The 17,961-nt window shown below is 61.8% G+C and carries 13 protein-coding genes; 8 read left to right on the top strand and 5 right to left on the bottom strand.

What is annotated here, in order from left to right:
* Nucleotides 1–153: 153 nt before the first annotated feature.
* The 3 genes from R5R73_RS14960 to R5R73_RS14950 are packed head-to-tail and all read left to right on the top strand — an operon-like array spanning nt 154 to nt 4,998.
* Entirely contained in the window at nt 154–813 is a 660-nt protein-coding gene (locus R5R73_RS14960) for a DNA methyltransferase (protein WP_303855228.1), read from the top strand.
* On the top strand, nt 810–2,417 hold the full coding sequence (locus R5R73_RS14955) for an Eco57I restriction-modification methylase domain-containing protein (RefSeq protein ID WP_303855230.1): 1,608 nt from the start codon (nt 810–812) through the stop codon (nt 2,415–2,417). Before R5R73_RS14960 ends, R5R73_RS14955 begins: the two co-directional genes overlap by 4 nt.
* Nucleotides 2,410–4,998, top strand: a complete 2,589-nt coding sequence (locus R5R73_RS14950; protein WP_322527932.1) for a DEAD/DEAH box helicase family protein — start codon at nt 2,410–2,412, stop codon at nt 4,996–4,998. Before R5R73_RS14955 ends, R5R73_RS14950 begins: the two co-directional genes overlap by 8 nt.
* A 54-nt stretch (nt 4,999–5,052) precedes the next feature.
* Here R5R73_RS14950 and R5R73_RS14945 read toward each other — a convergent pair whose 3' ends face one another.
* A complete protein-coding gene (locus tag R5R73_RS14945; RefSeq protein WP_322527931.1) occupies nt 5,053–6,294 on the bottom strand; it encodes an FAD-dependent oxidoreductase in 1,242 nt (413 codons plus the stop codon).
* 288 nt (nt 6,295–6,582) lie between these two features.
* The gene (locus tag R5R73_RS14940; protein WP_322527930.1) at nt 6,583–7,398 is read right to left on the bottom strand and encodes a helix-turn-helix transcriptional regulator; all 816 of its coding nucleotides are present in this window, start codon (nt 7,396–7,398) and stop codon (nt 6,583–6,585) included.
* 107 nt (nt 7,399–7,505) lie between these two features.
* On the opposite strand from R5R73_RS14940, the gene R5R73_RS14935 reads away from it, so the two are divergent.
* The 5 genes from R5R73_RS14935 (at nt 7,506) to istB (ending at nt 12,465) form a co-directional block, all read left to right on the top strand.
* Nucleotides 7,506–8,315: a sulfite exporter TauE/SafE family protein gene (locus tag R5R73_RS14935; protein WP_322527929.1), complete on the top strand. Its 810-nt coding sequence runs from the start codon at nt 7,506–7,508 to the stop codon at nt 8,313–8,315.
* 287 nt (nt 8,316–8,602) lie between these two features.
* A complete protein-coding gene (locus R5R73_RS14930) occupies nt 8,603–9,019 on the top strand; it encodes a helix-turn-helix domain-containing protein (RefSeq protein ID WP_322527928.1) in 417 nt (138 codons plus the stop codon).
* A complete protein-coding gene (locus R5R73_RS14925; RefSeq protein ID WP_322527927.1) occupies nt 9,019–10,086 on the top strand; it encodes a type II toxin-antitoxin system HipA family toxin in 1,068 nt (355 codons plus the stop codon). Before R5R73_RS14930 ends, R5R73_RS14925 begins: the two co-directional genes overlap by 1 nt.
* An 89-nt stretch (nt 10,087–10,175) precedes the next feature.
* Nucleotides 10,176–11,699 (top strand): IS21 family transposase, encoded by a 1,524-nt coding sequence (istA, locus tag R5R73_RS14920; RefSeq protein ID WP_416221188.1) that lies wholly within the window; start codon nt 10,176–10,178, stop codon nt 11,697–11,699.
* Nucleotides 11,692–12,465: an IS21-like element helper ATPase IstB gene (gene istB / locus R5R73_RS14915; RefSeq protein WP_322527534.1), complete on the top strand. Its 774-nt coding sequence runs from the start codon at nt 11,692–11,694 to the stop codon at nt 12,463–12,465. Before istA ends, istB begins: the two co-directional genes overlap by 8 nt.
* A 280-nt stretch (nt 12,466–12,745) precedes the next feature.
* On the opposite strand, the gene R5R73_RS14910 is transcribed toward istB, so the two are convergent.
* The 3 genes from R5R73_RS14910 to R5R73_RS14900 are packed head-to-tail and all read right to left on the bottom strand — an operon-like array spanning nt 12,746 to nt 17,959.
* A complete protein-coding gene (locus R5R73_RS14910; protein WP_322527926.1) occupies nt 12,746–13,984 on the bottom strand; it encodes a DUF3322 domain-containing protein in 1,239 nt (412 codons plus the stop codon).
* Nucleotides 13,985–13,994: 10 nt separating this feature from the next.
* Nucleotides 13,995–17,372, bottom strand: coding sequence for an ATP-binding protein (locus tag R5R73_RS14905; protein WP_322529612.1), 3,378 nt, complete (start codon nt 17,370–17,372; stop codon nt 13,995–13,997).
* A 2-nt stretch (nt 17,373–17,374) separates the two neighbouring features.
* Nucleotides 17,375–17,959, bottom strand: coding sequence for a DUF4194 domain-containing protein (locus R5R73_RS14900; RefSeq protein WP_322527925.1), 585 nt, complete (start codon nt 17,957–17,959; stop codon nt 17,375–17,377).
* Nucleotides 17,960–17,961: the final 2 nt, after the last annotated feature.

Below are 17,961 nucleotides of genomic sequence, written 5' to 3'. Positions count from 1 at the left end.
TATGGAAAGGCTTGCCTTGTCTTTTGAATAATACATCGAGCGTGGCCAGACGTGCCCCGTCTGGTGCCGTTATTGTAGTCATCCACATTAAGAATCAGAACACCGTTAGCCCGCAATGATCGAGAGGGTATACCGCACGAAGCGGATAAGCCTATGAATTATACTAAATCCAAACAGCGCGTAGCCGATCACGGGGAGGTGTTCACTCCGCCGTGGATGGTGGAAGCCATGCTCGACCTTGTGAAGGGCGAGACGGAGCGTATTGACTCCCGATTCCTGGAGCCGGCCTGTGGAAGCGGCAATTTCCTCGTGCAGATTCTGCGGCGCAAGCTCGCCGCGGTGGAGCTCAAGTACGGCAAGTCTGGTTTTGAAAGACGTCACTACGCGCTACTCGCGCTGATGTGCCTCTATGGCATCGAGCTGCTGCCGGACAATATCGCCGAGTGCCGTGCGAATCTACTGGTGGTCCTCGCGGAGTACCTTGGTGTGGACGCCTCGGACGATTTCTATCGTGCAGCCTCCTATGTGCTGTCGCAGAACCTTATCCAAGGTGATGCGTTGAAGATGCGCACCCACTACGACCGACCGATCACCTTTGCCGAATGGGGCTATCTGGGAAAGGGAAAATTCCAGCGGCGTGATTTTCTTCTCGACGTCCTCGCTACATCGTCACTGTTTAGTGCAGAGGATTCGCTCTTCGCCCACCTCGGCAAACAAGAGATCTTCCAGCCGATAAAGGCCTGGCCACCCATGGCAATAAGCGAGCTGGCCGCCACTGGGCTTGCCGGTGCACAAGAGGGGACGCCGTTATGAGCGGGCAGGCTGCCTTCACGCTGCGCGGACGCAATCCAGATGTGCTGACTTGCATCGCCAATCTCTCGAACGATGAGGTTTTCACGCCTCCGGAGTTCGCCAACCGGATGCTAGACACTCTGGAAGAGGCATGGGCGGCAGACCACGGCGGCGCGAACCTGTGGGCGGACGAGACGGTAAAGTTTCTCGATCCTTGTACGAAGTCGGGCGTGTTCCTGCGCGAGATCACCAGCCGCCTCACCAAGGGGCTGGCGGACAAGATTCCGGGTCTCGAAGCCCGCGTCGATCATATCTTGACCAAGCAGGTGTTCGGCATCGGCATCACGCAGCTCACGAGCCTGCTGGCGCGCCGCAGCGTGTATTGTTCGAAGCACGCCAATGGCCCCCATTCAATCGGCAAGAGTTTTACGTGCGATGCTGGCAACATCTGGTTTGAACGGATGGAACACACCTGGGAGGGTGAGCGGTGCCGATTCTGTGGCGCCAGCAAAACGATGCTCGACCGTGGCGAAGGGCTGGAGTCCCATGCCTACGCTTTCATTCACACCGACGACATCAAGGCTCGAATGGCCGAGCTGTTTGGGGGCGATATGCAGTTCGACGTGATTATTGGCAACCCGCCGTATCAGTTGAGTGACGGCGGCTACGGGACGAGTGCCGCACCGATTTATCACATGTTTGTGGAGAAGGCCTTCGATCTTGACCCGCAGTACGCTGTGTTCGTTACGCCGTCACGATGGATGGCTGGCGGCAAAGGACTAGATAAGTTCAGAGAACACATGCTCTCCGACAAGCGGATGCGGCATATCGTGGATTACCCAAAGCTCTACGAGGGCTTTCCAGGAGTGAAGATTCGCGGAGGGATTTCATACTTCCTGTGGGACCGGGAGCACAGCGGCCCGTGTGAGGTACAGACGATTTGGGACGGCCAACCAACAGGGCCAGCGGTGGCACGGCATCTCGATGCCTACGACATTCTGGTACGGCGCAATGAAGCCGTACCGATCTTGGAAAAAGTTAGAGCCAAAGGCGAACCTACGCTCGATGCTCGCGTGTCAAGCCGTAAGCCTTTCGGTCTGGCCACGAATTTCAAGGGAAAGTCGTCCAAAACTGGCCTGCAAAGACCAGTCAAGCTTTTCGAAAACCAGAAGGTTGGCTGGGTCGAGCGTAGCAGCATTCCGACGAATGCCTCGTGGATTGACGAATGGAAAGTTTTAATGACGCGCGTTCAGGGTACGAGCGCCGCGATCGAAACCAAGTTTCTTAGCAAGCCCATCATTGCAGAGCCCGGGACGGCATGTACCGAAACTTACCTGGTCGCAGGGCATTTCAATAGTAAGGAGGAAGCATTGAGTTACGCTGCTTATCTGCGTACTCGTTTCGCTCGCTTCCTTGTTTCGCTCCGCAAGTCCACCCAAGACGCACCGAGAAATGTCTATGCTTTCATACCTGACCTACCGCTGAACCAAACATGGTCGGATGCAAAGCTTTACAAGCGCTACGGGCTGACCACGGACGAGATTGACTTCATCGAATCTCAAGTCGCGGAGCACGATAGAGAATTGTCCGACCAAGAAACTTCTAAGAACAGTGACGATGAATAAAACCATCGATGAAATCCTCGCCCCTAAGCCGCAAGTCCGCCCGCGCATCTACGCCTACTCCATCGCCGACGAGGCACACGAATTCCTTCTCAAGGTGGGCCAGACCACGCGCGACGTGAAGCGTCGTGTCGCCGAGCAGCTCAAGACCGCCGCCATCCAAAACTACCGAATCGAGCTCGACGAGCCCGCCGAGCGAGATAATGGTAGTAGATTCTCTGATTTCGAAGTCCGTGCCGCGTTGGTGAGGAAGGGGTTCGAGAGTACCACCGGCGAATGGGTGCGCTGCTCGGTCGCGGATGTGCAGACGGTACTGGCCGAGCTACGCTCTGGCCAGCGTTTCACCGGTACGCACCACCAGACCTTCACCATGCGCGACGAGCAGGTTGAAGCGGTCAACAAGGCCTACGATTACTTCCAGTCCGTCTGGAAGGAACAAAAGCAGACCGTTCCGCGCTTCCTCTGGAACGCAAAGATGCGCTTCGGCAAGACCTTCGCCACCTACCAGCTCGCGAAGAAACTCGGCGCGAAGCGTGTGCTCATCGTGACGTTCAAACCTGCCGTCGAGGATGCCTGGCAGACGGATCTCGAAAGCCACGTGGACTTCGATGGCTGGCAGTATATTTCACGCAACTCGGGTGGCGATCCAACGCAAGTCCCGGCCAATCAACCGCTCGTCTATTTCGGCTCCTTCCAGGACCTGCTCGGCCGCGACACGGTGGGGAACATCAAGGCCAGAAACGAATGGATTCACACGATCAACTGGGACCTGGTTGTTTTCGACGAATACCACTTTGGCGCCTGGCGCGATAATGCGAAGGAGCTTTTCGAGGGCGAGGAAGACGTCAAGGGGGAGATTAAGGCGGAGTATGGTACGACCCTTTCCGGTCGGACCGCCAAGAGTGTCAGTATTGAAGACTTCGAGCGGGAATTTGAGGAGCTTGCCGAAGCCGAGACCGATTTTTTGCCGATCACCACCGACGCCTATCTCTACCTTTCCGGTACGCCGTTTCGGGCACTGGCCTCGGGCGAGTTCATCGAGGAGCAGATCTTCAACTGGACCTACACCGACGAGCAGCGGGCTAAGGAAGCGTTTTCTGTAAACCATCCTGACGAGTGGAATCCTTATGGCGCCTTGCCCCAGATGCGGCTCTTGACCTATCAGATGCCAGATGAGCTGCTGGGGATCGCCAGCGCCGGGGAGTTCGACGAGTTCGACCTCAATGCGTTCTTCGAGGCGTCCGGGATCGGCAGGGAGGCGCGATTCAAGCACCAAAGCGACGTGCAGAAGTGGCTCGACATCATCCGCGGCCAGTACCTGCCAAAGGCGTCTGACTACCTGAAAACCGGCACGCGTCCGCCTTTCCCGTATTCGGATGTGCGTTTGTTGCCCTATCTCCAACATTCGTTCTGGTTCTTGCCCAACGTGGCCGCCTGCCACGCGATGGCCAATCTGTTGGCCGAAAAGCACAATGTGTTTTGGCACGTCTATAACGTCGTTGTGGCCGCCGGCGCTTCGGCGGGTATCGGTCTCGACGCGCTACCGCCGGTGCGCCAGGCGATCGGCAGCGGCTTTGATACCAGTACTATCACGCTCTCCTGCGGTAAGCTCACCACTGGCGTTACCGTGCCGCAGTGGTCGTCCATCCTGATGCTGCGCAACCTGAAGTCGCCTGAGTCCTACTTCCAGGCCGCATTCCGCGTGCAGTCGCCGTGGTCCATCAAGAACCCCAACGGCGACGACCCGAACCAGGAAGAGATCCTCAAGCCAGCGTGCTTCGTGTTCGACTTCGCGCCAACGCGCGCGCTGCGCCAACTCTCCGAGTACGCCATCGGACTGTCGCCCAACGAGCCGAACCCGGAGAACGCAGTGAAGGACCTAGTGTCGTTCCTGCCGGTGTTGGCCTACGACGGCGCGAACATGACGCAGATCGATGCCGGTGGCATTCTCGATATTGCCATGGCGGGCACCTCGGCTACGCTGCTCGCCCGCAAGTGGGAGAGTGCGCTGCTGGTGAACGTGGATAACGACACACTGCGGCGCATTATGGATAACGCCGAAGCGATGGCCGCCGTGGAGCGCATCGAAGGTTGGCGAGCGCTGGGCGATCACATCATAGAGACCATCATCAACAAGAGCGAGAAGGTCAAGGAGCTCAAGAAGAAGGCCAAAGAAGAGAGTTTGTCGGCAAAGGAGAAGAAGGAACTCAGCGCCGAGGAGAGGGAGTACAAGTCCAAACGCAAGCAGGTGCAGGAGAAGCTGATCAAGTTCGCGACGCGGATCCCCGCGTTCATGTACCTGACCGATTTCCGTGAGAATACGCTCCAGGATGTTATCACCCGACTCGAACCGGATCTGTTTCTCGCCGTGACCGGCCTGACGGTGCAGGACTTTCACATGCTCGTGAGGCTCAGGGTTTTTAACACCGAACAAATGAACCAGGCCGTGTTCGCTTTCCGCCGCTATGAAGATGCCTCGCTCCACTACACCGGCATAGAGAGCCACTCGGGACTGGCGAATTACGGGCTTTACGACACCGTGGTGGCGAGGGAAGCAGCAGCGCCATACGACATAGCGGGCTAACAACAGTATGCAACGGGCGCCCTTGTGGCGCCCGCTTTCTTAGTAACTTCACATTCAGAAGCGGTCGACGCGGAACGGGGTCATATCCACTGCGGGCGCTTCGCCATCCATCATCTGAGCGAGCAGTTCGCCGGTGGCCGGGCCCAGGGTAAAGCCCTGATGGCCGTGGCCGAAGGCGAGCCATAGTCCTGCCTTGTCGGGGGCCGGGCCGATCACCGGTTTCATGTCGGGCAGGCAGGGGCGGGCGCCTTTCCAGGGCTGGCTGTCGCGACGCTTGCCCAGCGGGAACAGCTTGCGTGCCACCTTCTCGGCGGCGGCCAGCTGCTTGTACTGGGGCGGCGAGTTCAGATCGGCCAGCTCGGCGCCGGTGGTCAGGCGAATCCCGGCGCGCATCGGCTCGAGCAGGAATCCCTTCTCCGTGTCCATCACCCAGTGGTTGAGCTTGGCCTCGTTTTCGGCGGAGTAGTGCATGTGGTAGCCGCGTTTCACGAACAGCGGCACTTTCATGCCCAGCCTCGTTAGCAGTTCACCGGTCCAGGGACCCATGGCCACTACGATTTCCTCCGCCTCCAGATCCCCCTCGCTGGTCTTGACTTGCCAGCCGCCCTCCACCTGCAGCACGTCCTCGACGCTGGCCTGCTTCACCTGGCCGCCCTGTTCGGCAAAACTGCGTGCGTAGGCTTGCACCAGGCCGCCGGGGTCCGAGACCATCCAGGGCTGCGTCCAGTGGATCGCCCCGATCAGCCCCTTGCCCAGATGCGGCTCCTTGGCGTAGAGCGCCTCGGCGTCTAGCATTTCATACTCGACCCCGAAGCGCTCGTGATTCTCCTGGGCCACTTGCTGGCGTTCCTCGAACTCCTTGCGGGTGCGGTAAAGCTCCAGCCAGCCGCCCTTGCGCACCATCGCTTCGGCACCGGCGGCCTCGATCATCGGGGCGTGGGCCTCCTGGCAGCGCATGATCAGCGACGCCCACTCGCGCACGATGCGCGCGTAGCGCTCACCGCTCGAGTTCAGCCAGTAGTCCAATAGCGGGCCCGCCGCACTCATCATGCCGATGGGGCGATAACGGATGTCCACCTCGCGGTTGGGCAGCACCCGCAGCAGGGTGCCGATATCGCGCGGAAAGGCGTAGGGGCGCACTGCCTCACGCTGGATGATGCCGGCATTGCCGAAGGAGGTCTCGAGCCCCGGCTCGCGGCGGTCCACCAGCGTGACGTCATGACCGCGACGCACCAAGTGCCAGGCCACGGATACGCCGACCATGCCGGCACCCAGAACGATAATATTGCGGGCCATGGAAGTCTCCCTGCCGATGGATACGGAAAACTCCGCCGAGAGGCAGAGCCGTCATGCATGGAAGTTTATCAGCGCTTCCCATAAGATCGGCTATGTGCTGTTAATTAAGATTTTTGCTCTATTAATTAAACAATAAGGAGATCATTTATCTGTGAATGGTTAATTTAACAGAATTATCTGTGTACCCGTCTCCTGGGACCTGCGCGCGCCATTATCGAAGTGTTGAGTCAGTGCACTGAGGGCCGCTAGCCTAGGCGTCCTTAGCACGTTGTGAGCCTGGTGGCGCGGCTACGCTTCAGTCTGCGAACCATGGTTGGGCAGTTCCTCTCCCTGACGAGTAGCCGCGCGGACAAAGGCGGTCGGGGGTTGGCCGAGCACCTTGCGAAACATGCTGGAGAAGGCGCCGGGGCTGTCGTAGCCGAGTTCCAGCGCGGTACGGGTAACGGAGCTACCGGCTAGCAGTCTGGGGAGGGCTGCCATCAGGCAGGCCTGCTGGCGCCATACGCCGAAGGACATGCCGGTCTGCTGACGGAACAGGCGATTGAAGGTTCGCTGGCTGCGGTGCAGTTGCCGCGCCCACTCCTCGGGCAAGCTACGGATACTCGGCTGGCCGAGAAAGTTTCGGCACAGGCTGGCCAGTTCGGGATCGTGCGGCAAAGGCGCAAACAGCGGCAGCGACGGCGCCAGTTGGAGCTCGTGCAGCAGAAGTTGGGCGAGGGCACCATCGCGACCGTTCTCATCATAGAGCGCGGGCATGTTGGCGGAGGCCAGCAGCAGCTGATGCAGCAGCGGCGACACGACCAGCACTTCGCAACCGGGGGAGGGGCGCGGAGCCGCGTGGGGCTCGATATACAGGCTACGGGTACTGACGCCGTTCATCCGCACCCTGTGGCGCTTGCCCGCCGGCAACCAGACGCCACTATAAGGCGGCACCATCCAGGTGCCGTCATCGGTATCCACTTCCATCAAGCCTGTCATGCCGTAGAGAAACTGGGCGCGGCGATGGGTATGAAAGTCGAGAAGGGTGCCGGGACTGTAGTCGGTGCCGATGGCTACGATGGGCCGGGCTACGCGATCCACGTCCGCCAGAGGGATATTGAGCATTGTCGTCAGCGTGGCCGAAATACAACGATTATTGGCCAGGCGACGAATGTCGGCCACCCCTCATCGGAATATCGTTCCTGTCGTTGAGTTCAATCAGGAGCGTTCCGATGTATGGCCTATTGCTTCTCTGCGGCGGGCTGGCCGGTGTGACGACCGTGCTGTTCGGTTTCGGTGGCGGCTTCGTCGTCGTTCCCTTGATGGTTACCTTGTTGATTGCCGTGCACGGGCTGGATAGCGCGACCGGGCAGGCGGCCATGCATATCGCGGTCGCCACTTCGACCGCGCTGATGATCTTCGCTGCCTCCCTGTCGACATGGCGTCACCATCGGCGGCGAACCGTGCAATGGCGCCTGGTGCGTCCGCTGGTGGGTTATATCGCCATCGGTGCCGTGCTCGGGGCGGCCGCGGCGGTGTCGGTGAGTGGAGAGTGGGTGCGCTGGATGTTCATCGGCTATCTGGCGATCACGATTGCGGACGCCATCCTGCGGCCCGGTTTTCTGCACCAGGCGAGTGGGGAGGTTCGTCCCATGGGCCGTCTGACGACGGTGATGACAGGCATCTTCATCGGCATGGTCGCCGCCCTTCTGGGCGTGGGCGGGAGCGTGATGACCGTGCCGCTGATGCGTCGCAGAGGCGCCAGTATGACGGCGGCGACGGCGATGGCCAATCCGTTGTCGCTGCCCATGGCGATCAGTGGCACCGCGACCTATGTGTTGCTGTCGGCCGGCGATACCCCTCTGGGCGCCTGGTATGCGGGGTATGTGGATCTGCGCGCCTTGCTGGCACTGGCGGTGGGGTCGTGGTTCGGCATCCGCCTGGCATCGCTGGGGATCGGGCGCATTCCCGATCGCGTTCATGCCGGGGTCTACCTGCTACTGCTGACGGTCGTGCTGGTGGTGATGGTCGTCATGAGCTGAGACGATTCGGATTTTCACGACGGCGGCTGAGCGAATACGTTCCATAATCAGGGGGTCCCTTGGCGTAGGCGGCAAGTGGCCAGCCGGCAGGCTGCCAAAGCTTTCAATGTCGTCGCGCCAGCTGCAATGCTTGGGATTATTCGTAATCATCTATATTTGAGGTAAAAAATCCAATAAATGTTCAAATATGGCATATTGGTATAGCGTTGCGCTTGATTTGCTTCTGTTGAGGTGGTCAAATTTGAATCTTAAAAAGAATCTATAGTTCATATTTGGATGGTTTGGGTATGGTGTCTTCAGGTTCCAATCGCTCTGGCAGCCAGGTTGCAATGCCGCCTCCCGTGGCGCGTGCCCTGAGTAATCTCGGCCATGATCTATCAACGGCTCGCCGCATGCGTCGATTGACGCAGGAAGACCTGGCGCAGCGTATGGGGACATCACTCAGTACGGTCCGACGCATGGAAGATGGTTACCCTGGGACCGCATTGCACACGTTCCTGCGCGCCCTGCATGTGCTTGGTCGCCTCGAGGATGTGGTCAGGGTCATGGCGCTGGAACAAGACACATTAGGCCTGGAACTGGCGCAGGAACAGTTGCCCCAACGGGTACGGGCAGCCGGTGGGAAAAAACAGAAGGCAAGGCCATCGGAGGAGTCGGGGAGAGAAGGCGGTGCCACTGGTGGCGATGAGCTCGAGGGCTTTTGATGGCGACCAGGAAAGCACAACGCCAGGATCTCGACATCCATCTCGGTACGGATGGCAAACTTATCGGACGCCTGTACCTGGGCAGCGGAAAGCGCAGCGCCTTCCGCTACGACGAACGCTGGTTGCAGGACCCGCGGTTCTTTACGGTATCACCAGACCTGCAGCCGGTTCCCGGAGTCCAATATCCACAGGGCGTGTTTTTCCGGGCGTTGGAAGACACGGCGCCGGATTCCTGGGGGGAGCGGGTTATCCGCCGCGCGCACGCCAAGTCGCGTCAGCAGGGGCGTGACGTCCCGCCGTTGGCGCCGGTCGATTTTCTCACCTGGGTCGATGATGAAGCACGTGTCGGGGCCTTGCGCCTCTTCGATCCTCAGCGCGGTATCTATCTGCACACTGAGGGCGCTCATCGTCATGTTCCTCCGCTGGTGGAGCTGGACAAGGTTCTTCATGCCGCTCGGGCGCTGGAAGAGGGTGTGGAGAGTGCGCAAGATCTGCAATATCTCCTCGGGCAGGGAACGTCGTTGGGCGGCGCGCGTCCGAAGTCGACGGTCCTGGATACCGATGGCTGGCTGGCTCTAGGCAAGTTCCCGAGTCAGACGGACCAACGTGACGTGATTCGGGGGGAGGTGCTGGCTATGAACCTGGCGATTCGGGCAGGCATTCGTGCCGCGTCGGCGCGTGTGGAGCTCATCCAGGGCACGGCCGTGGCGGTGATTCGCCGATTCGACCGTACCGGTGGAGGACGCATCCCGTACGTGTCGGCCGCTACCATGCTGCAGACGAGCGGACGCGACGACGATCACGCCTATACCGAGCTCGTGGACATATTATTGCAGTCCGGTTCCGACCCTATCGCCGACATTCACGAGCTGTGGCGACGTCTGGTTTTCAATTTCCTCATTTGCAACACGGATGACCATCTGCGTAATACAGGGCTGCTTTATGACGCTCGGCGTCGTGGTTGGCGTCTCGCTCCGGCATTCGATCTCAATCCCATGCCGGGCGATCGCCGTGAAAGCAAGACATGGTTGACCGAAGACTCTGGCCCGATCGATAGTCGCCTATAGAGCGACAATTACTCTGGCCGGCCGACGACAACTACTGTGACCGGTTGCCCTAAGCTTGACCGCTTGTCCCGACCCACCAGGGAGCCGGTATGGCGGTCACCAGCCAACAGGTCACGCTCTATATGTCGCAACGTCAACAAGGCCAGACCCAGGAGGTCGCCGCCGCCAAGGCCGGCCTCTCCGTCAGAACCGCTCGCCGCCTCGAACGCCGGGCCGAGTCCTCCGAGCCGCCGGCATCACGGCACTGGCGAACCCGGCCCGACCCCTTCGCCGATGTGTGGGAGACCACGCTCGTCCCCCAGCTGGCCGCCGCCCCGGGCTTGCAGGCACTGACCCTGCTGGAGTGGTTGCAGGAGCAGCACCCCGGCCAGTACCCGGACAGCCTGCTGCGAACCCTGCAGCGCCGGGTCAAGGGCTGGCGAGCCGCGCACGGCCCGGAGAAAGAGGTAATGTTCCCGCAAACCCATGGCCCCGGGCTGCGCGGCCTCTCCGACTTCACCGAGCTCAAGGGGATTGTCATTACCGTGGCAGGGGAGCTGCTTGATCACCGGCTCTACCACTTCCGCCTGGCCTACAGCGGCTGGTGTTATGTCCGGGTGGTGCTCGGTGGCGAGAGCTACCCGGCGCTGGCTGAAGGCCTGACCCGTGCGCTGGAGCGGCTTGGCGGTGTCCCCGCGGAGCACCGCACCGACAGCTTGTCGGCGGCCTTCCGCAACCTCGGCCGGGAGGCGGAAGCCGACCTCACCGAGCGTTATGCTGCCCTGTGCGCTCACTACGGCATGACGGCCACCCGTAATAACCCAGGGCGCGGCCATGAAAACGCCAGCATCGAGTCGCCACATGGCCACTTCAAGCGGCGCCTGCAACAGCGCCTGACGCTGCGCGGCTCCCAGGACTTCGCTAGCCTCGATGACTACCAGGCCTTCCTCGATGAGGTGACCACCGCGATCAACCGCCGCAACGCGGCCCGGATCACCGTCGAGCGTGGCGCGCTGCAGCCACTGCCCAGCCGGCCCGGTACCGACTACAGCGAGGTGACGGTGCGCGTCACTACCTCCAGCACCATCCAGGTGCGCAAGGTGCTCTACTCGGTGCCGTCCCGGCTGATCGGCGAGAACCTGCGGGTGCACCTTTACGATGATCGCTTGGTGCTGCATCACGCACAGCAAGCATTGCTGACGCTGAGGCGGCTGCATGCCACGCCGGAAAGCGGCCGGTTGCGGGTCATCGATTACCGCCATGTGATCGGCTGGCTGGTCCGCAAGCCCCGGGCGCTGGCGGGGCTGACGTTCCGCGACGACCTGTTGCCGAGTGCGGAGTGGCGCGAGCTGTACGCCCGGCTGACCGCCGCCTTGCCGGTCGCCGAGGCCTGCAAGCGCATCGTTGGCGCTCTGGCGTTGGCCGCCGAGCAGGACCAGGCCGAGGCGATCGCCAGTTACTGGCTGGGCGCCCTGGCGCGCGGGAAGAGCCCGACGCTGGCCGAGCTCCAGGCCCGCTTCGCCGCCACGCCGAGCGCCACGCTGGTTTTCCCCCAGGTGACTCAGCATGACATCGCCAGCTACAACCATCTGGTGCCCAGCGTGCCGACCACAGAGGTGTGCTGCCATGCCTGATGCCCAGACGCTGCCGCTGCTACTGCGACAGCTCCGCCTGCCCACCATGGCCGCCTGCTGGCCCCAGCTGGAAACCCGCGCCCGAGCCGAAAACTGGAGCCTGCCACAAACACTGGCCGCCCTATGCGAGCACGAGCTGGCCGAGCGTGAGCGACGCCGGCTGGCCCGGCACCTCAAGGAGGCCCGGCTGCCGGTGGGCAAGACGCTGGAGTCCTTCGAGTTCGACGCCATCGCGGCCGAGCAGCGCCAGCAACTGAGCGCCTTGGCCGGCGACACGCAGTGGGTCGACCAGGCTCACAACCTGCTGCTGTTTGGGCCCTCCGGCGTCGGCAAGAGCCACGTGGCGGCCGGGCTCGGGCATACGCTGGTCGACCAGGGTTACCGGGTGCGCTACGCCACCGCCTCAAGCCTGGTCCAGGAGCTCCAGGCTGCCAAGCAGGCACTGCGCCTGAGCGACGCCCTGATCAAGCTCGACAAGTACGCCGTGCTGGTGATCGACGATATCGGCTACGTCCAACGCAGCGAGGCCGAGACGTCAGTGCTGTTCGAGCTGATCGCCCATCGCTACGAGTCGGCCAGCCTGATCATCACCGCCAACCAGCCGTTCAGCGCCTGGGACAGTATCTTCCCCGACAGCATGATGGCCGTGGCCGCCATCGACCGGTTGGTGCACCACGCCACGCTGATGGAGCTGAGCGGGGAGAGCTACCGTAAGCGTGCTTATCAACGACAATTACAAGGAGGAAAAGCTGGGTCGTCGGACTGACGACAACTACCCCACCCAACCGGCCATTTTAATTGTCGCCAAGCGGCCAAAGTAGTTGACGTCGCATAGTCGCCAAATACTCATGGAGGGGGCGCCGTACTTCAGGTTGAGTGTACAGGAAGCGGTGGCAATCTGGGATGAAGTGGCAGAGGCCGTAGAAACATGGCGCTCCTTGGGGAAGAACATAGGTATGAAGAGTCGGGATTTGACCGATTTTTCGCCCGCTTTTGAGTCTGGTTTGTGAGCTGTGTCGTGGGCTTTGAGATGCAATTTTAAAATTTTATTTCTGATTCTTGATAGTCTGTGACGGTATTTCTTCGGGAAAGCATGGCGCGAGATGACACAGCGTTTGGCGTAGCCAGCCGGGCGTAATGTGTTCCTGTTCCAGGCGCAATCTCGGGGCAAGCCAGTCGTCGCGAAGCGCCCGATATAGATCCTGTTCGCTGTCGTCGAGGTTGGGCAATTCGCCCGTGAAGCGCTTGCTGTCATCTTCCTCGCCCCATAGCTCGCGATGCGCTTCCAGGGTGGCGCGATCCATCAACAGCGAACGCGCCTCGGGCAGGTAGTGGCGCAGCCGGTGGAGAATCGCGAAACCATGGGTGTCGATATCGCCCCAATAATAGAGATGACGCTTCGCCAGCCAGGAAACGTCCGCGAGAGTTTCCACGCCATAGCCCAGACCGAAGATCACCAACGACTGAGGATGATTTGGGAAGGCGAGACCGTTGATTTCGTTTTCGGTAATGAAGACGGTCTCCACGGGGAGTTCCAACCGAGCGAACTCTGCCACCGGCACCGTCAGGTCGGTGAGTCCCTGGATTGCCAGGCATTCGTCGAGCAGACGAAAGCGCACGCGGAGCGGTTTGTCGCGCAGCCCGTAGCGGCGGTTGAAGCCGCGCGCGCCGATGGCCCGTGCGTCGATGGCGTCTGCTGGCATTACCTGATCAAGCAGCTCCGCCAGCAAACCTCGGTGGGATTCGATGAACTTGCTGTGTACGCCGGGAATTTCCAGCTCGCGCAGGTAAAGGCCGGGTCGGGGATGATCGCGAAACCAGGCCAGCACGGCCAGCGTCCTGGGCCAGATCGTGGCGTGTTCGAGCAGCCGCAAGGGGTGCTTGCTCAGCCAGACGTGAAGCGTGGGAAAGCGATGCAGGGTGTCCTCGGCAAGTTGCGAGAAGCGCTCGGCGTCCGCTTGTCGGCCGAGCCAGCGCAGGGCATCGTCTTCCGTCTCCACGCTAATAGCGTCCGGCAAGTCGTTGGCGCCCTGCACCCGGTGGCGGCGTTGCCGCCAGTGCACCGTATAGCCGAAGCCTTTCTTGTCCCTGGAATCCTCGCGCAGGACACGCACCCAATCGGCGACCTCGGCGAAACGCTCGGTGAGATCTCGGGCGGCGGGCTTGCGCAGCCGCAAGCTCAGGGGAAACGGCGATTCGCTGTCCAGGCGGGCGCGCAGGATGTCGCCCCGCTGCCAATGTTTCTCCATCTGCTGGCGCAAATTGGTCGGCGATGTCCAGCTCATGATTGCACACTCATGGCTGTACGCGAATCCGCTCGTGGGCGGCTTTTTCCGCCAGGTACTCCTCGATGCCGAGATTGCGTACCTGGGACTCGCGACCCTCGCGGTTGTGTACGAAACCGACGCTGTGTACGTAGGGCTCGATGACATGAATCTTCTGCAGCGGCGTGACGATCAGCAGTTGCAGATTGAGCCGCTTGAACAGCTCCAGCCCGTAGCGGGCGGATTCGTCGGAGCCGCGGCCAAAGGCTTCATCGATGACCACGAAACGGAACGAACGGGAGCGCTGCTCGCCCCATTCCAGCCCGAACTGATAGGCCAGGCTGGCGGCCAGCACGGTGTAGGCCAGCTTCTCCTTCTGGCCGCCGGACTTGCCGCCGGAGTCGGAATAGTGCTCGTATTCCCGGTCGTCCTCGCGCCAGCGTTCCGAGGCGGAGAACACGAACCAGTTACGCACGTCGGTGACTTTTTTCGTCCAACGCTTGTCCAGTTCGCCGGTGCCCTCGCGGCCACGGAAGCGCTCGATGATATGTTTCACCTGCAGGAACTTCCGTTCGGTGTACTGTTCTTCCTCGCTGCCGCTGAGCGCGCCCTCGGTGCAGGCCCGCAGCTCCTGTTGGAAGTCGCGCACTTCGTTGTCGGTGGTGGGCTCCGCCAGCAGCGTGATGAAGCGGCCCGGGTTGTAGTCGATGCCCTTCAGGGAACGATTGATGATGTCGATGCGCTCGCGGATCGCCTCGCGTTCCTTGTATAGCTGCCCCTGAAACGCCGCCACCTCGCGGATAGTGTTCTCGTTGAGGAGTTCCTTGAAGCGGCGCTCGAAGCGGGGCAGATCGTCGCGCTGCAACTCCTCCAGCATGGCGCGGTAATCGCCGCCGGCGGCCAGGGTGGCATCCACCTCGCGGCTTTCCAGCGGCCATTCGTGCTGGTGGCGCTGCATGGCGCTGACGATCCTCTCGCTCAGTGTTTTCAGTTGCTTGTCGTGCTGATCGATGCGCTTTTGCAGCCAGTCGCGCAGCTCGCTTTGCTGGTTGTCGCAGGACTCTACCGTCAGGGTGCGCTCGCCCAGCGCCTCGTCCCGATAGCCCGCGAGTGTCTCGAAACAGGCGCGTTGCGCCTCGTCGGCCTCGACCAACAGAGCGGTGCTCTCCCCTCGCTGGGCGGTGGCGGTCTCGGTCTTGTTGTGGTTGGCGCCTTCCTCCTTGCCCAGGGCCGACAGGGCGTCCTCGGTCTCGCTCAGGTTCTGCTCCAGCTCCTTGAGCTGCCGCTCCAGTTCCCGCAGCAGGTCGTTGGCGGCCTCCAGCACCTGGCGCTCGCGTTCCAGCTGCTCCAGTCGCCGTGCCAGCGGTTGCCAGTCCAGCTCCTCGAAGTCGGTGAACATGGCGAGCTGATCCAGCTTGCGCAAGGCATCTTCCAGGGTCTTGCGCTGCGTCTCCCAGCCTTGAATCCGTCCGGCCAACGCTTCGCCGCGCCGGGCCAGCGATTCCGCCTCCGCTTCCAGGGCGCGGATCTTGGCCTGGTTGTCCCAACCCAGCACGTAGCGGCTGGCGTCATCGAGGCGGTGGCGATCATCCTTTTCATGGCGACCGCCGGGGGCCTTGACCTGACCGGCGCGGGTCACGGCGCGCTGTTCGCGGCGGAAGCGGGTCATATCCTCGCAACAGACGTAATCGAAGCGGCGCACCAGCTCCCGTTCCAGCCAGGCATAGAAGGCGCTTTCCGGCTGGATGCGCAGCTTGTGTACCAGCGAATCCGGCGCGGCCATCGGCACCTCGCCGCGCGCTTCATGGACCCGGAAGTACACCAGCCGGCCACGTAGTCGGGTGCGCTCGACCCAGTCGGAAACCCGCTCGTAGAGAGCCTCCGGCACCAGCAACGAGAGGCCGAAATTGTGCAGCAGGCGCTCGATGGCGCCTTCCCAGTCGCGTTCCTCGGCAGGCACCTGCAACAGCTCGCCGACGAACGGCACCTCGTCTTCGTTCAACCCCAGGGCCTCGCACAGTGCCTCGCGGATCGCCAGTACCCGGCCGGGAATGTTGGAGCGGCGGCGGCGCAGGGAGTCCAGCTCCGTTTCCAGCTCGCCGTGCTGGCGGTTCAGCGCGTGCAGTTCCGCGCCGGCCTCGTTGATATGGTTCTGCAGTTGCGCTCGCTGCTCCTGCAATTCACCTTGCCGTTGCTCACGCTGGCGGCGGTTGTCGACGAAAATATCCAGGTTGTCGGCGTCGGGCAGCGACAAGGCCCGCGCCAGTTCGCGGTACTGCTCGGCCTTGTTGTGGCGCTGCCGCTTTTGTCGCTGGCACTCCTGCATTTCCGTCTTCAGTCGTTGCAGCCGGTCGCCGCCGTTGTCGGCGATGGATTGGCGCAGATCGTCGCGGCGCGCCTGCTGGTCGCGGCGCTGTGTTTCCAGCGATGCCCGCCGCTGCGCCAGGCGTTCCGCCTCGGTGGCCAGATTGTCCAGGCGCTTGTCCAGCAGGTCCATCTTCAGGCTGGCGAACCAGGGCCGCAGCGCCTCGCGGCTTTGCCGCAGTTTCGCCACTTGCCGCTCGCGCTCGTCGTGGCGGTCCAGGTCGGCCACCAGCGGTTCGAGCATGTCGATGCGCCGGCGCGCCTTGAGCACCGCCTCGTGGGCGTGGTTGAGATCGTCGAAATGGCGAATCAGCGCCTCGATGCGCCCGCCCACAGGAAAGGGTTCCAGCATGTGGTCGCGCACGAAGCGGGTGATGTTGTCCACCGACTTCATGGAGACGGTCTGATTGAACAGCTCCATGGCCTGTTCGTTGTCGATGCCGAAGCGACGGCGAAAGGCGGCGCCGTAACCGGGGAAGGCGTCGAACACCTCGATGCCGGCCTGTTTCTTCATCCGTTTTTTCAGGTCGGCGATGTCGTTGCCGAAATCGGCGAAGTCTCCGGCCAGGGTCAGCGTGTGGTCGGCCACAACGTAGAAGCGCTCCGGCTGGCCGGCGCTGTCCTTGATCCAGAACACCTGGGCCAGCGTCACGTCCTGGTCGTAGCCCGCGTTATAAAAGTGGCCGAGGATCACCGAGTAACTGTTGTGATCGCGCAAAGCCACCGCCTTGGCGGAAAGCCCGGCCTCGCCGCGTTCGGATTTGTAATAGCCCAGCACGTAGGAGCGCAGGGAACGCTCCTTGCTTTCCGCGCCGGCGGCCTTGTTGTAGGTGATGCGCTGTGCCGGCACCAGCAGTGTGGTGACCGCATCCACCAGGGTGGACTTGCCCGAGCCGATGTCGCCGGTCAGCAGGCTGTTGTCGCCTTGCGGGTTTAGTGCCCAGACCTGGCGGTCGAAGGTGCCCCAGTTCAGCACTTCCAGCCGTTGCAGCCGAAAGCCGGCCTGTTCGTTGGAAGCGGCAAAGTCGAGTCCGAGGCTTTCCATGTTCACTGGCTCTGCTCCCGATATTCCTTGAGGCGTTGCTCGAACTCGCCCAACCACTGGGCGTCCACGAACGATTGCAGGATGCGACGCACTTCGTAACGGTCGCTTTGGCCGCGCAACCGGCGCAGAAAACCCAGCTCGATCACCTTGTTGATGTCGCTCTGCACGCGATCGGTCAGTTTCGCCTCGTTGGCGGTATCCGGCAGAAACAGCCGCGTCAGTTCCACCATTTGTTCCTGGCTCAGGATCAAGCGCGGGTCGCCGCCGCTGGCATCGTGCTCGGCGAGTTTCTTGCGCAACAGCGCCAGCAACAGGCTGACCGGGTAAGACAACTGCCGGCGCGGCACCAGTCGCGGCGGGCCTTGATCGTCCTCGCCGCGCTCCACCTGGCGCAGGTAGGCGTAGCCTTCCGCCTCGTCCAGCACCAGCTCCAGTCCCAGCACCGCGACGTAATCGCGCACCCGGCCTTGCAGGGTCAGCAGGGATTGCCACAGTGCCTCCTGGCGGTCGCGATAGAGCACGCCCTTGAGCAGATGAATCAACAGGGGCGACAGGTCGGAAGAGGTATCGATATCGGTTTCACTCATGC

The organism is Salinicola sp. LHM, from assembly GCF_034479735.1.
GTDB lineage: Bacteria > Pseudomonadota > Gammaproteobacteria > Pseudomonadales > Halomonadaceae > Salinicola > Salinicola salarius.
Note: the sequence above shows the minus strand (reverse complement) of the source record. Positions and strands in the feature narration are given on the sequence as shown.

Coding starts and splice junctions, on each gene's coding strand:
- R5R73_RS14960 (WP_303855228.1), top strand. CDS start 154: ATGAATTATACTAAATCCAAACAGCGCGTAGCCGATCACGGGGAGGTG.
- R5R73_RS14955 (WP_303855230.1), top strand. CDS start 810: ATGAGCGGGCAGGCTGCCTTCACGCTGCGCGGACGCAATCCAGATGTG.
- R5R73_RS14950 (WP_322527932.1), top strand. CDS start 2,410: ATGAATAAAACCATCGATGAAATCCTCGCCCCTAAGCCGCAAGTCCGC.
- R5R73_RS14945 (WP_322527931.1), bottom strand. CDS start 6,294: ATGGCCCGCAATATTATCGTTCTGGGTGCCGGCATGGTCGGCGTATCC.
- R5R73_RS14940 (WP_322527930.1), bottom strand. CDS start 7,398: ATGCTCAATATCCCTCTGGCGGACGTGGATCGCGTAGCCCGGCCCATC.
- R5R73_RS14935 (WP_322527929.1), top strand. CDS start 7,506: ATGTATGGCCTATTGCTTCTCTGCGGCGGGCTGGCCGGTGTGACGACC.
- R5R73_RS14930 (WP_322527928.1), top strand. CDS start 8,603: ATGGTGTCTTCAGGTTCCAATCGCTCTGGCAGCCAGGTTGCAATGCCG.
- R5R73_RS14925 (WP_322527927.1), top strand. CDS start 9,019: ATGGCGACCAGGAAAGCACAACGCCAGGATCTCGACATCCATCTCGGT.
- istA (WP_416221188.1), top strand. CDS start 10,176: ATGGCGGTCACCAGCCAACAGGTCACGCTCTATATGTCGCAACGTCAA.
- istB (WP_322527534.1), top strand. CDS start 11,692: ATGCCTGATGCCCAGACGCTGCCGCTGCTACTGCGACAGCTCCGCCTG.
- R5R73_RS14910 (WP_322527926.1), bottom strand. CDS start 13,984: ATGAGCTGGACATCGCCGACCAATTTGCGCCAGCAGATGGAGAAACAT.
- R5R73_RS14905 (WP_322529612.1), bottom strand. CDS start 17,372: ATGGAAAGCCTCGGACTCGACTTTGCCGCTTCCAACGAACAGGCCGGC.
- R5R73_RS14900 (WP_322527925.1), bottom strand. CDS start 17,959: ATGAGTGAAACCGATATCGATACCTCTTCCGACCTGTCGCCCCTGTTG.